The organism is Cellulomonas algicola (assembly GCF_003851725.1).
Classification (GTDB): domain Bacteria; phylum Actinomycetota; class Actinomycetes; order Actinomycetales; family Cellulomonadaceae; genus Cellulomonas; species Cellulomonas algicola.
Genome location: NZ_BHYL01000276.1, coordinates 1 through 13638, shown reverse-complemented (window position 1 = coordinate 13638; position 13638 = coordinate 1). Strand labels below are relative to the sequence as shown.

The window sequence follows — 13638 nt, the reverse complement described above, 5'->3', positions numbered from 1 at the left end:
TCGTCGTGCTCGGGTGGTCCCGGGCTCAGTCCTCGGTGCGCTCCGGCGTCGTGTTGAGCCCGCGCTGCATGGCCGTCGCGCGGCCGCCGACGAGGATCGTGCGGTCCTCGGACAGGAACGGGTTCGGGTCCGTGAACGCGTGCGTCAGGTTCTGCGCGGTCGCGCGCGGCGCGACGTTGTCGTGCGGGTTCATGTCGTCCTCCTGCGTGCCCTCTGCGAGTCGTTCCTGGGCGCTCGTCCAGTCTTCACGTGCGTCCGGCAACATACCCGGACCATCGGCCGCCCCGTGGCCGATCTGAAGGGAAGGAGATGTTTCCCACGCTCCGGATACCGGGCGAAATCACCGCAGAACCACCCGTCCACGCAACCGCCGGCCGTACGCTCGCTGCGTCGCGCGACGCGGTCGGGACGGCCCGGCGGCGGTCCGTGACGTCGCGCCGGCGTCGTCGACGCCCGCGGCAGGGGTGGCGGCTGGGGGCACGCGATGACGACGAGCCTGGACGACCCGCCGGCGGGTGCGCCGCCGGGGGCCGACCGCGCGGTCGTCGACGTGGACGTCCGCGTGGTCCCCGACGGGGACGCATACCTGGCGGTCGTGTCGTGCGACGCGTTCGGCGCGTCGAGCACCCGTCCCTTCACGCCACCGGTCGCGGCCGACGCGAGCGCGTTCGCCGACGCGCTCGCGGACGCGCGCGGCCGCACCCGGCCCGACGCCGACGCCGCGCGTGCGCTCGCCGAGCGGACGGAGACGCTCGGCCGCGCGCTGTTCGACGCCGTGTTCGCCGACGACGCGCGCGACCTCCTCGTCACGGCTCGCGATCGTGCCGGGCGGGACGGCGGGGCCGTCCGGGTCCGGCTCCAGCTCGACGACGCCCCCGACGTGGCCGCGCTGCCGTGGGAGCTGCTGCTGCACGGGTCGACGTTCCTCGTGCACACCGACGGCGTCTTCGTGGTCCGCTACCCCGACGCGTCCACCCCGGTCGACCCCGCGCCGCTCGAGGGGACGCTGCGCGTCCTCCTCGTCGCCGCGTCGCCGAGCGACCTGCCGCCGCTCGACGTGGACCGCGAGGTCGACGCGCTGCGCGAGGCCCTCGCACCGCTGGGGGACCGGGTCGAGCTGCACCGGCTCGAGCCCCCGACGCTCGACGCGCTGCGGCGCACGCTCGACGACCGCTGGCACGTGCTGCACGTCGTCGGGCACGGCGGCGCGGACGCGCGCGGCGGGATCCTCGCGCTCACCGCGGACGACGGCACCGCGGACGTGCTCGACGCCCGGACCCTCGCGGACCACCTGCTGGCCGCACCGCACCTGCGGGTGGCCGTGCTCAACGGGTGCAGCACGGGTGAGGTCAGCACGCAGGAGCCGAAGGCGGGGTCGGCGCACCAGCTCGTGCGGGCGGGCGTTCCCGTCGCGCTCGCGATGCAGTACCCGGTGACGGACCGGTCGGCGCACGCCGCCGCTGCGGCGCTGTACGAGCGGCTGGCGGCGGGTGCGCTCGTCGAGCAGGCGGTGACCGCGGCCCGACGTGCGCTGCTGCGAGGGCCGGAGTGGGTCACGCCCGTCCTCTACACGCGCACGTCGCCGCGCGTGTTCGTCGCGCCGTCCGCGTCGCCCGGCACGCCCGTCGCCGTGGTGTCGCCGCGGGACCGCGTGCCCGCGGGGGTCGTCCCGGACGTGCTGCAGCCGCGCTGGTGGGCGGTGCGCGAGGTCGCCGCGTGGATGGACAGCCCGTCGACGGCCCTCCTGCTCACGGGTGACGTCGGGTCGGGGACGTCGGTGCTCGCCGCGTGGCTGGCCGGCGCGGGGTCGGCGCCCGACGAGCCGGACGCCCCCGTCGACCTGCTGGAGTCCGTCCGCAGCCGGTGGAGCGCGGTGCACGTCAGCGCCCCGGGTGGGGGCGGTGCGGCCGTCGACCCCCGCGCCGTCGTCCGCTCCCTCGCCGAGCAGCTCGCGACGACCGTGCCCGGCTGGCAGCCCGTCCGCGCCGACGCCGCGGGTCCGTACGGGCTCGCGCACCTGCCGCCGGAGGAGCTGTTCGCGGTCCTCGTCGGGCAGCCGCTGCGTGCCGCGCTGACGGCGGCGCCGCCGGCGACCACCGTGCGCGTGCTCGTGGACGGGCTCGACCACGACGGCCTCGACCCCGTCCTGCGCCTCGCCGCCGTCCCGGGCGTGCGCGTGCTGGTCGCGGGCACCGACCCCGCGGTCGCGACCGCGCTCGACGCGCTCTCCGCCGCACGCCTGGACCTCGCGAGCCCGCACCGACGGGCGCTCGTCGACGCGGACCTCACCGGCTACCTGCGTCGTCGCCTCGACGGCAGCGGCCGCGGCGACGACGAGATCGCCGCGCTCGTCGCCCGCGCCGGAGGGAACTTCCTGGTCGCGCGCAACGCGGCCGACGAGCTGCTCGCACGCCCCGACGTCGCGCTCGCCGACCTCGAGCTGCCGCGCGACGTCGACGCGTCGTCGGAACGGCACCTGCGCGCGACGCTCGAGCAGTCGTTCGGGCCGACGTGGCGCGACCAGTGGGCGACCGTGCTCGAGCCGCTGCTCGCGCACCTCGCGGTCGCCCGCGGGCCCGTGCCGCTGCCCGCGCTCGTCCGGTGGCTCGGCTCGACGCTGCCGCGGGTCGCGGCGCTCGTCGACGGGCTGGGCGACCTCGTCGTGGCGGACGCCGACGGCTGCCGGCTCGCGCACTCGTCGCTCGTCGCGACCCTGCGCGCGGCGACGCTGCCGTCCGGCGGGCCGAACCTGCTGCGGGTCGACGAGGCGGCCGCGCACCGCCGGGTCGTGGGCGGTGCGGTGGCACTGACGGCGACGGACCTCGCGCATCCCGACGACGTCGGCGCCTCGTACCCGCTCGTGCACGCGCCCGGGCACCTCCTCGAGCTGCCGCGCGACGACGAGGTCGTGCCTCCGCCGGTCACTGGCGCGGGTGCGGGTCCGCGCCGCGAGGTGACGCTCGACGCCCGGCGGGCGCTCGGCGACCGCGCGCTGGAGCGCGACTGGGTCGACGCCCTCACCGCCTCCGTGCACGACCCGCTGCTGCTCGGGCTGCCCTACCGCGACCTCGTCGCGCTGCACCTGCGTGCGGGCGACACCGCCGCCGTCGAGCGCGTCGTCCGGTTCCTCGGGACGTCCGACGTGCCGCTGCTGCGCGGCGCGGTGTTCGACGTCCTCTCCACCTATGCGGAGCGGTCGCCCGCCGCCGCGACCGCCTTCCTGGTCCGCGTCGCGGTGCACGACGCGCCCGAGCTCCAGCGCATCGCCCTGCACGCGACGTGCCTGCTGCCCGCCGCCGCGCAGGCCGACGTGTACGCGGGTGTCGTGACCGACCCCGACAGCACCGACGCGCATGCCGTGGCCGCCGCGTTCGCGCTGTACTCGAACGGCACGTCGGACCCGCAACGCCTCATCGGTGACGTGCTGGACCGGGTCGTCGGGCGGCTGCACGTCTTCCCGCCGCGCCGCGGCACGTGGCCGCTCGTGACCTTCTTCTCGCAGGTCACCGTGACGAACTACGTCAACGGGTGCGCCGACCCCGCGGTCGTGGACGCGACGAGCCGGCTGTGGCGGCACGTCCTGGTCGACCGCATCGGGGTGCTGCGCCCGTGGGGCCCGCTCGTGCAACGGCTCGTCGTCGAGGGCGTCGTCGCGCGCCGCATCGCCCGTCGCGTGGTGCTCCTCTTCACCCCTCCGGGCCGACCCGACGGACCGGTCGAGCTGGGCGGTGACCGGCCCGAGGCGCCCGCCGCGCGACGCGTGCTCGCGGGACTCGACCCGCACGTCGACGTGGGCGCCCTGGCGCCGGACCTGCGCACGCTGCTCGCGTCCGACACGACCATGTTCCGCGTGCTCGCCGCGCTGGTCGTCGCGGTCCACGGCCTTGCCGACGCCACCGGGACGGACGCGCTCGTCACCGCCCTGGCCGACGGCGGCGACGCCCGCACGCACCGCGCGCTCCTCGTCGCGCACGCCGTCGTCGCCCCGGACCGGACGCCCTCGTCGTGGGTACCCCGGCTCGACCGCCTCACCCGGCTGGTGACCGCCCGCCCGCACGACGAGCACGCCGCCGCCGGACCGCTCGGCGGCCGCCACCTCGTCTTCGTGCCGCTCGGCCTCGCGTGCGCCGCGACCGGGACGTCGCTCGACGTGCTGGACGAGTGGCTGCGACCCGACGCCGACCCGGGCTGGCGGTACTGCTGCCTCCGGGGACTCGGCGCCGTCGGCCTCTACCACCCCGACGCGGTGCTCGGGACGTTCGAGCGCCTCGACCGTGCCGGCACGCTGCCCCTCGACGCAGCCGTGCCCGCGCTCGCGCTCATGGCCGGCCTGCACCCCATGCGCACCCGCACGTGGCTGCTCCGCGCCGGGCGTCGTGACGTGCTCGACGCCGTCTTCGGCGCCGCCGACCCCACCGACAGCCGCGAGCACCTCGAGCTGCTCGGCATGTACAACGCCGCGGTCCACGGGTGCGTCACGTCACCGCGGGTGCGCGACCGCGTCGTGACCGAGATGTTCGCCGGGTTCCTCGACTGCCGGACCGGGCGCGAGTGGTCGCGCCGCTTCGGCTCCGCCGGGGTGCGCGCGCTGCGCGAGGACGACTGGGACCTCGCCGCGTGGACGTCGTGAGCCGCTGAGGTTCTCCCGCGGCGAAATGAGTTGGCGGTCGCCCGGACGCGACGTAGCGTCGTCAGCACACGGGAAGGAGGTGGTCCGGAACATGAAGTCTTCCAGGACGCGTGAGGTGACTGTCCGCTAGTCGCCCGAACAGCTCGGGACGGACTGCACGTCCGCCCGTTGCCTTCCCGCCGGAGACGGCGAGGGGCGGCGAGCGAATTCCGGCAGTCACCGCAGCCCGTGGGAGCCGCGACCTCGTCCGCCGCGGCAGGACCGTCCAGGTCCGGCCCACGGGCTGTCCCCTGCCCGGAGACCTTCTCTCCTCGGCTCGCGTGCCCGCCGGCTCCGCCCGGCCGCCTTGCGACGGCGCCGCTGGTCCGGCCGGTGCTGCGATCGTCCGGCCTGGTCCGGCGCCGCGGCGACGGCATGACAAGGTGGTCCCGTGGCCCTCAAGAACCCCGCCCAGATCGAGGCGATGCGGCCGGCCGGCCGGTTCGTCGCCGGAGTCCTGCAGTCGCTGCGCGACGTCGCACGGCCCGGGATGACGCTCCTCGACCTCGACGCGCACGCGCACCGCATGATCGACGACGCCGGCGCGCACTCGGTCTACCTCGGCTACCACCCGTCGTTCGGCGCGATCCCGTACCCCGGCGTGCTGTGCACCTCGGTCAACGACGCGGCGCTGCACGGCCTGCCGTCCGCGCAGGTGCTCGAGGACGGCGACGTGCTGAGCATCGACTTCGCCGCGCAGGTCGAGGGCTGGGTGTGCGACTCGGCGCTCACGTTCCAGCTCGGCACGCAGACGCCCGAGGCGCAGCGCCTCATCGCGACGACCGAGCAGGCGCTCGACGCGGGCATCGCCGCCGCCCGGGTCGGGGCGCGCATGGGCGACGTCTCCGCGGCGATCGGCCGCGTCGGGCGTGACGCCGGGTACGGCATCAACGCCGACTTCGGCGGGCACGGCGTCGGGCGGACGATGCACGAGGAACCGCACGTCGCGAACCTCGGCCGGGAGGGCACGGGGGTGCGGCTCAAGGCGGGCCTCGTCGTGGCGATCGAGCCGTGGTTCATGGCGGGCGGCGACGACTACGTGATCGACGACGACGGCTGGACGATCCGCACCGCGGACGGGTCGCTCGCCGCGCACGCCGAGCACACCGTGGCCCTGACACCCGAGGGCACGATCGTCCTGACGGCGCGCGACTGACGCTGCCGGCACGCCCGCGGGTGAATCGGGCGGTCCCGGGCTGCGGTGTGTCGGCGGTCCGTGCTAGCAAGGTGCTCAAGGCACTCGTCGCCACACGTGCCCGAGGCACCCGTACGTGTGGTTCTGTCCGCTCCTGTGGACGAGGGGAACGCCGGTCCGTCCGGTTCCTGGCAGGATGCTCGGGTCGTCCTGTCCGAGGACGCCAACCGCGAGGGGGTTGATGTGAAGTTCGCGATGGGATCCGACGTCCTCTCGACGCTGACGAAGAAGACGTCGTCGTCGAACGAGGACCTCGGCGCGCTGGTGCGTCAGCTGGCGGCGGCCGCCGAGCCGCTGCAGGGCAAGTTCAACGGCGCCGGTCGTGCGGCGTTCGACAAGTTCAAGGGCGAGACGGACCGCATCGCGGTCGACCTCAACGGCGCCCTCGCCTCGGTGCTCCAGGGCATCGGCGGCATGGACCGGTCGTTCGGCGAGGGCGACCTGCAGATGGCCGACGAGACGCAGGCCGCGCAGGGCGGCTCCGCCTTCGACGCGGCGCGCTTCGGTTCGGCGAAGGGCTGAGGGGGAGAGCGATGAGCGGCAACAGCATCGACCGTCGGGACTTCGACCTGGGCGCGTCCACGACCGCGCAGGAGAACTTCAACGCCGTCGCGCAGCGCCTCGAGGCCCTGATCGACGCGCGCGACCGTGACGTCAAGACGGCCATGGCCGACTACCAGGCGTCGGGCGTCTCGGAGGAGTACGCCGCCAAGGAGGCGCGCTGGAACCGCGTCGCCGCCGAGGTCCGCACCATCATCCGCACGCTCCGCGGCGCGCTCGAGAAGAACGACGCCACGGCGCAGGACACGCTGAAGAAGGCCAAGGCGGCCGTCGACGCGATCGGCTGACGCCGTGACGAAGTGGCACATCGAACCGGCAGGGGTCCAGGACGTCCTCACCAAGGTGGGGACGGTCGCCGGGCTGCTGTCGAGCGTCGTCCAGGCCATGCCGGGCAAGGCCGAGTCCGCGGTGACGGCGGGTAACTCGCCGATCATCGGCGACGCCATCGCCGGGTTCTTCGAGCACCACAAGCCGACGCTCGAGGCGATCGGCAACCGCATCAACGCGTCCGTCGGTGGCGCCGCCGCGGCGACGCGGTGGTACCTCGAGGGGGACGAGACGATGGCAGCCCAGCAGCAGTCCGCCGCGGCGTCGTGCACCGGTGCGAACGCCCCGACCTTCCAGGTGCCGACTCCGTGACCGACCAGTGCTACGCCTCGGGCATCAACCCGTACGCCATCCCCGGCGCCGACCTCGACCCTGACGGCGTCGTCGCCGCCGCGGACGGGCTGTCGGCGCAGGGCGCCTCCGTGCGCGAGCACGGCGCCGACGCGCTCAACACGTGGCGCGGACTGGCCGGGCACTACGAGGCGCCCGAGGCGAGCACGTTGTTCGTCGTCATGGACCCCGTCGAGACCAAGTCGCGCCAGTTCGGCGACGACGTCGAGAAGGTCGCGGCGGCGCTCAAGACGTACGCGGAGGCCATCCGCCCCATCAAGGCGTCGCTGGCCACGATCAAGAGCGACGCGTACGCGTTCCGCAGCAAGATCGCGTCCAACGCCGAGTGGGAGTACGACCAGGACCTGGTCGACGAGAACACCGCGCTGGTGTCCCGCGTCAACGCGGAGCAGGTCAAGCTCTGGGAGGCCGAGCGGACCTGCGCCAACGCGATCCGCGCGCTGTACGGCGCCGAGCCGTGGCACGCGATGACGGGCGAGGACGACCCGCTGGGCTACGGCCTCGACTCCCTGCCGACCGACGCGGCCATGCCGTGGGGGTCGGAGGTCGAGCGCAAGGACCACTGCCCCAAGTCCGCGGCCGTGCAGGTCAAGCGGTTCGTGTGGGACGGCGTCGTCGTCGACGGCCTGTGGGGCACCGTCGTGGGCCTCGGCCAGCTCGTCGGCATCAAGGACTGGTCCTGGTCGTGGGACACCATGAAGACCACCTGGGTCGGCATGGGCGGCCTCATCGGCTACGCCGACGGCGAGTGGTCCTGGGGCAACGCCGGCAACGCGTGGCTCGGGCTCGGCAAGGGCCTCATCTCGTGGGACACCTGGGAGGACGACCCCGGGCGTGCCGCGGGCGGCGCGATCTTCAACGTCGCCACGATCTTCATCCCCGCGGGCGCGGCGGTGTCCGGCTCGAAGGGCGCGGCCACCGCAGCCGGCGCCGCGGGCAAGGCCGCACGGGTCTCGTCGTGGCTCAGCAAGGGCGCGCGCGTCCTCGAGTTCGTCGACCCCATCTCGCTGGGCCTCAAGGGCGTCGGCGCGCTGCCGAAGCTCGGTGACCTGCTGACCAACATGAAGATGGTCGACGACCTCGGCAAGGCGATCGACATCGACGTCGCCGACGTCGGCACCACGCTCGACGACGTCCCGACCAACCTCGGCGACGACCTCGGCTCGAACATCCCCGTCCGCGACCCCGACCGCGTCGACGTGGGCGACACCACGGGCGCCGACGTGCCCGAGCCCGTCAAGGTCCCCGAGCACCAGCTCGTCGGCACCGACGGCAACCCCGTTCACGACACCCCCGGCGGCACCGGCTCGGGCGCCGACGACCTGCTCGACGGCGGCACCACGCGTCCCCCGGGCAGCACGACGGGCGGCACCGACGCGCCGACCGGGGGCTCGCACGACCCGGCCACGGGCGGCTCGGGCACCGGGACCGGCGGCGCCGGGCACGGAGGCTCGGGGTCCGGCACCGGTCACGGTGGCTCGGGCTCCGGCGGATCCGGCTCCGGCTCGCCGGTGGACCCGCCGAAGACTCCGGTGGACCCGCCGGCGAACCCCGTCGACCCGCCCACGACGCCGGTCGACCCGCCGACGGGCGGCACGCCGGGCCACGTCGACCCGCCGAAGACGCCCGTCGACCCGCCGACGAGCGGCACGCCGCACGACCCGGCCACGGGTGGCGCGCCGCACGGTCCGGCGACGCCTGTCGACCCCGCGACCGGTGGTGCCCCGCACGACCCGGCGTCCCCCGTCGACCCCACGACCGGTGGTGGCTCGACGCCGCCGCCCGCGGGTCCGACCGGCCCGGGCAGCTCGCCGCACGGTCCCGAGCTCAAGTTCACGGACGTCCTCGACGACGTCCTGTACGACCACGGGCTCAACCGGACCGCGTTCCGCGAGCTCATGCAGACGCGCGTCGAGGACCTCACGCGCACGCAGGTCGACACGCTGCTCGACATCCGCTCGCGCATGCCCGCGGTGTACGAGGACACGCTGCTCCAGAAGGTCATCACGCCGAACCAGGCGTTGGACATCCTGGGCACGGACGCGGCGCGGTTCTTCGACCCGGACCACCTGGCATACGTGCGGACCCTCCCGAGCGCCCAGCTCGACAACCTCGGCGGGTTCGTGTCGCGGCTCCTCGACATCGACGGTGCGACGACGGCCCAGCTCTACCACCAGCTCGGGCTCAACTATCCGGGCAGCCCGTTCACGCTTCCCGACTCGGCGCCGTACTCGCTCGCGAACGACTCCGCGTTCACCGTGCGGTACATGGCCGGCGACGGGATCGCGTCCGGCGGAGGCTCGGCGCTGCCGAGCTACGTCTACCCGGGCATCCCCGAGGGGCCGCTGCAGGCGATGGCCTCCATGCCCGACTCGCTGTACCAGATCACGGACGACGTGGCACGGCGCGAAGCGATGTTCGACTGGGTCAAGACGCACCACCCGAGCGCCGCGTACGACGCGTCGAATGCGTTCGACGTCGACCCCAAGACCGGGACGGCGCGCGTCGGCGACGAGCGCAACCCGTTCCGCGGGAGCGGCTGGAGCGGTGCGTCGTCGGCGTACAGCCCCGAGCTCGCGTACGGCGCGAACAAGATCGAGATCCCCGAGGGTGCCGAGATGTGGCGGTCCGCCGCCGACGGCTCGCAGGAGCTCGTCGCCCGGTACGTCAACGACAAGTGGGTCGTCGTGCCGAAGGCGGGTACGCCGTGAGAGCAGGCGCCTACGCCGAGGTCGACGGTCACGTCTACCCCGCCGTGAGCCTGCACAAGCCTTCCGTGCGCCTGCTCTCCTTCGGTCCGCAGGCACCCGACCCTGCGTTCGAGGACGAGGGGCGCGGGCGGTGGAGCTGGCTGGTCGACCGGTCGGCCGCGTCGCGTCTGTTCTTCGTCGAGACGACCGCCCGCTGGAAGGGGCGCGACGTCGTCGTCCAGCGGGTCGAGGGGGACACGGCCATCTGGTCGTACGACCGCGACGACCTGCCGGCCGACCCGCGGGTGAGCCGTGTCGACCGGTTCGAGTGGCAAGGGCAGGTCCCTGTCAGCGAGCTGACCGACGCCGTCGAGGTCGAGCACGAGGTCCCCCTCTGACCTCACGCGAGGTCGCGCACCAGACGCGAGGTCGCACGGACCAGGCACGAGGTCGCACGGACCAGGCGCGGGCTGCCTGAGCACAGGGACGGGGTGACGCGACACGATGGGCGCCGTGCGGGTCGGGTTCTACGTCGTCGTCGGTGGCGAGGAGTACGCGTGCGAGGCACCGTACGCGCCGCAGGTGCGCGCGCTGTCGTCCCGGTTCGACGACGGCCCCGGCCGCACGGCGACGCCGTGGCTGCGCACGGAGGTCGACCGGGTGCTCCGCGTCCGGACGACCGCACGGTGGCGCGACGTGGACGTGACGGTGCTGACCGTCCGCTCCGACGGTGTCGTCGTCGGCGGCCCGTGGGGCGCGCCGGACGCCCCCGAGGTGCGCCACCTGACGCACGGCGCGTGGCAGGCGGTCGTCGACCCCGCCGAGCTGACCGAGGTGCGGGAGCGCGAGCAGGACGTCCTGCGGTGCCGGCCGCGCTGGGTGACCGGCACGGGTCCGGAGGCGACGCGCGTCGGCGTCTACGCGTTCGTGGGCGACGACGTGCTTCCGTGCGGCGAGCCGTGGGAAGGGCTGCTGCCCGTGGGGTTCGGGCTCACCGGCGACCCGGGAGGCGGCGCGGCGACGGGGCTGAGCGGCGACCGGCTCGTCGCCCTCTCCGACGTCCGGGCGATGGAGACGGTCGCGACGACGGCGACGTGGCGCGGACGTCTGGTGGGTGTCGCGGTCGTCGAGGGTGACGCGGTGCTCGTGTCCCTGCCCGACGGCGGGACGGAGGTCGTCCCGCTGGACGAGCTCACGGACGTGGCCGAGGAGATCCGTGAGGCGCCCGTCCCGAGCGTGCCGGCCCGGTCGGCCCCTCCGGTCGCCTCCGCACCGAGCCTGCCGCCGGGCGCGCAGCCCGCGGAGCTCGCCGCCTGGGTCGGTGACGGCGAGCCCGCGCACCGCGAGCTGCGCGACCTCGTCGCCGCGCTCTACCGGTCGGCGGACGTCGACGGCGTCGCGGCGCTCGCGCGTGCGCTGCCGCGACTTCGCGAGGCGGACCCGGCGGCCGACACCGCGTGCGGGTACCGGCGGCTGGACTGGACGCTGCGGGTCGCGACGGCCACGTGGGTGGCCGCCGCGGGGCTCGGGGACCTGGCCGGGCTGCTCCGGCAGGCGGCTCCCGTGACGGACGACGCGAGTGCCGTGGGGCTCCGCGACGTGCTGGGCCGCGCGCTCGGGGCGCTGCAGGAGCGGGTCGTCGAGATCCGCAGCGGGCCGGTCGACGAGTGGGACGAGGTGGCGTGGCGCGCCGCGCGCAAGGGGGGCCGGGCCGACGCCCTCGTCGCGGTCTCGAAGACCGTCTGCCTGGTGCGCGCGGTGGGTCGGGGTGACGGTCGGTACGCCGGTGCGGTCGCGGCCGTGGCCGTGCGGGCGTCGGAGGTCCGGCAGGCGGCGGCGCGCGTCGTCGCCCGGCGTGGTGTCGACCCGGGTCTGGACGTCACGATCCACCCGCTGGGTGACGCGTTCCGGCGGTCGGCCCTCGACCTGGTCCGGGACGTGAGCGGCCCGGACGCCTGAAGGCGACCTCGGGACGCCGTCCGGCGGGAGGCGCGAGGGCGCCGCGGCGCTGCACCGCGCGCACCTGCCGTCCGGGTGGGGGTGTGGATGGCGGGCGGCCGGGTCGGCGCGCGTGGGACATACTCGCCGGAGCGTCTGGAGCCGAGTCGAAGGAGCAGTTCCTCGTGACCGTCATGCAGAAGGCCGTCACCCCGCAGATGAGCGCGGCGTACCTGGAGTCCGGGTACGACCGGGTCGCGGGGTTCGTCGTGCGGGCGGCGGACGTGGCGTGGGCGACGTCGCCGGCGGCGGTCTTCGAGGCGCACGGGCTGGCGTTCCCGGGGGCGCCGTTCAGGGCGGACATGGAGCACGTCGACGTGCTGCGGTTCCCGGCCGGGCCGACCATGCGGTTCGTCGACGCGACGGGCGGCACGGACCAGCGGACGCGTGAGCTCACAGGTGGTCCGTTCGTCGACCGGCCGCCGTTCACCGGGCTGGGCTTCGTCGCCGTGGCCGACCACGTCGTGCCGCTGTCGTGGCTCGAGCACACGCGCATCCCCGCGGGCTCGGAGCTCGTGCGGATCGGCCGGGACGGCTCGTCGACGGTGATCGGGCGCTACGTGGACGTCGGGCACGGGTGGACGTCGGACGTCGCGACCGTCGGGACCCCTCGCGACCCGCGCATCTCGAGGTTCGTGGGGCACCTGGTCGAGTGGAACGGCGGGCACCTGTCCGCCGACGTGCTGGACGACCGCGCGGTGCTCGCGCTCGACGGCGAGCCGCGCGCGGAGCTCGGGTTCACCCGCACGGCGATCGGTCGGTGGCGCCGCGAGGTGCCGCTCACGGAGCTCGGCGAGCGGTTCGAGCTGCACGTCAGCGGCCGGTGGAACGGGCTCGAGGTGCGGCTCGTCGACCAGTGGCCCGCGGAGAACGGCGGCACGGTGTCGCGGGCGTTCTACACGGGGCACGACGCCGACCTCGCCGAAGGGCTGCGTCTCGTGAAGGTCGACGCCGCCGCGTACGAGGTCGTCGTCCCGACCGAGAACGTCGTCGACGTCGTCCCGACGCAGCTCATCCCGCAGGGCTGGTCCTGACGATCGTCGCCCGGCGTGGTCGAACATCGATGAACGAGGCATCCACCGGTGCTGACCTGGGCCGACGGGGTGGTGGTCGACCGGTGGAAAGCTCCGCTGGTCGCCCGACCGCACGAAACGTGCCAGGATCGGCGCTCGCAGAGCGGTTGCGGCACCTGGCTGTGACCCAGGTCCGACCGAGGGGGTGACGCGGGCCGTGGGCGACCCCGTCGTGGCCTGGTGCGGCGTCTGCGCGGCATCCCTTCCCGCCGGTGCGGCGACGTGCCCCCGGTGCGGGTCGGCGGTCCTGCGCGGGCGTCGTGAGCCTCTCGCGGTGCTGGAGGGCGCGCGTCGCGCCCCGACCGCGTCCGTCGTCGTCGGCCTCGTGATCGACGTCCTCCTCGTGCTCGTCGCGCTGTCCCCGGCTGTCGTCGGTGCCGTCGGCACGTCGCCCGCCGGTCGGGCGCTCGTCGCCCTCGGTGCCGTGCTCGCGGTCGCCGTCGTCGTGGTGCTGCTCGTCGTGCTCGGGCGGACGGGGCGGACGCCGGGGCTCGCCGCGCTCGGGCTGCGGCTCGTCGACGGTGCCTCCGGGATGGCTCCCGGGCGCGGGACGGGACTCGCGACGTGGGCCCGTGACGGCGTGGTGCTCGACGTGCGCGGCGGGGTCGACACCGCGCGGCGGGCGAGCGTCGGGACGCGAGAGGCGATCGGTCGGCTGCGCCCGGCACCTGCTGCGGGCGGCGCCGTCGCTGCCCGCGACGCAGGGGCGGGGTCGGCCACAGCGGCCGGTGCCCGTGGTGCCGGCGCCGCGACGTCGCCCGCCACGACCGGCAC

The 13638-nt window shown here is 75.0% G+C and carries 10 protein-coding genes and 1 pseudogene; 10 read left to right on the top strand and 1 reads right to left on the bottom strand.

The window, feature by feature from the left end; genetic code table 11:
- Positions 1-25: 25 nt before the first annotated feature.
- Positions 26-193 carry a hypothetical protein gene (locus CTKZ_RS21690; protein ID WP_160142920.1) on the bottom strand — a complete coding sequence of 56 codons (168 nt, stop codon included), beginning with the start codon at positions 191-193 and terminating at the stop codon, positions 26-28.
- 291 nt (positions 194-484) lie between these two features.
- Between CTKZ_RS21690 and CTKZ_RS21685 the strand changes: the two genes are divergently transcribed.
- The 10 genes and pseudogenes from CTKZ_RS21685 to CTKZ_RS16205 all read left to right on the top strand — a co-directional run.
- Positions 485-4630: a CHAT domain-containing protein gene (locus CTKZ_RS21685; RefSeq protein WP_160142919.1), complete on the top strand. Its 4146-nt coding sequence runs from the start codon at positions 485-487 to the stop codon at positions 4628-4630.
- Between the two features lie 430 nt (positions 4631-5060).
- Positions 5061-5825 carry a type I methionyl aminopeptidase gene (gene map / locus CTKZ_RS16240; RefSeq protein WP_124343920.1) on the top strand — a complete coding sequence of 255 codons (765 nt, stop codon included), beginning with the start codon at positions 5061-5063 and terminating at the stop codon, positions 5823-5825.
- A gap of 234 nt (positions 5826-6059) precedes the next feature.
- Positions 6060-6386 carry a hypothetical protein gene (locus CTKZ_RS16235; protein ID WP_200829780.1) on the top strand — a complete coding sequence of 109 codons (327 nt, stop codon included), beginning with the start codon at positions 6060-6062 and terminating at the stop codon, positions 6384-6386.
- 11 nt (positions 6387-6397) lie between these two features.
- The gene (locus tag CTKZ_RS16230; RefSeq protein ID WP_124343918.1) at positions 6398-6712 is read left to right on the top strand and encodes a pore-forming ESAT-6 family protein; all 315 of its coding nucleotides are present in this window, start codon (positions 6398-6400) and stop codon (positions 6710-6712) included.
- Between the two features lie 4 nt (positions 6713-6716).
- Positions 6717-7064 carry a DUF6507 family protein gene (locus CTKZ_RS16225; protein ID WP_124343917.1) on the top strand — a complete coding sequence of 116 codons (348 nt, stop codon included), beginning with the start codon at positions 6717-6719 and terminating at the stop codon, positions 7062-7064.
- A complete protein-coding gene (locus CTKZ_RS21680; protein WP_160142918.1) occupies positions 7061-9814 on the top strand; it encodes a hypothetical protein in 2754 nt (917 codons plus the stop codon). The genes CTKZ_RS16225 and CTKZ_RS21680 overlap by 4 nt, the downstream gene beginning before the upstream one ends.
- A complete protein-coding gene (locus tag CTKZ_RS16220) occupies positions 9811-10191 on the top strand; it encodes a UCP033725 family protein (protein ID WP_124343916.1) in 381 nt (126 codons plus the stop codon). Before CTKZ_RS21680 ends, CTKZ_RS16220 begins: the two co-directional genes overlap by 4 nt.
- Before the next feature lie 115 nt (positions 10192-10306).
- On the top strand, positions 10307-11752 hold the full coding sequence (locus tag CTKZ_RS16215) for a hypothetical protein (protein ID WP_124343915.1): 1446 nt from the start codon (positions 10307-10309) through the stop codon (positions 11750-11752).
- A 173-nt stretch (positions 11753-11925) separates the two neighbouring features.
- Positions 11926-12825 carry a hypothetical protein gene (locus tag CTKZ_RS16210; RefSeq protein ID WP_443090084.1) on the top strand — a complete coding sequence of 300 codons (900 nt, stop codon included), beginning with the start codon at positions 11926-11928 and terminating at the stop codon, positions 12823-12825.
- Positions 12826-13138: 313 nt separating this feature from the next.
- Positions 13139-13638, top strand: a pseudogene (locus CTKZ_RS16205) (RDD family protein); the annotation flags it as partial.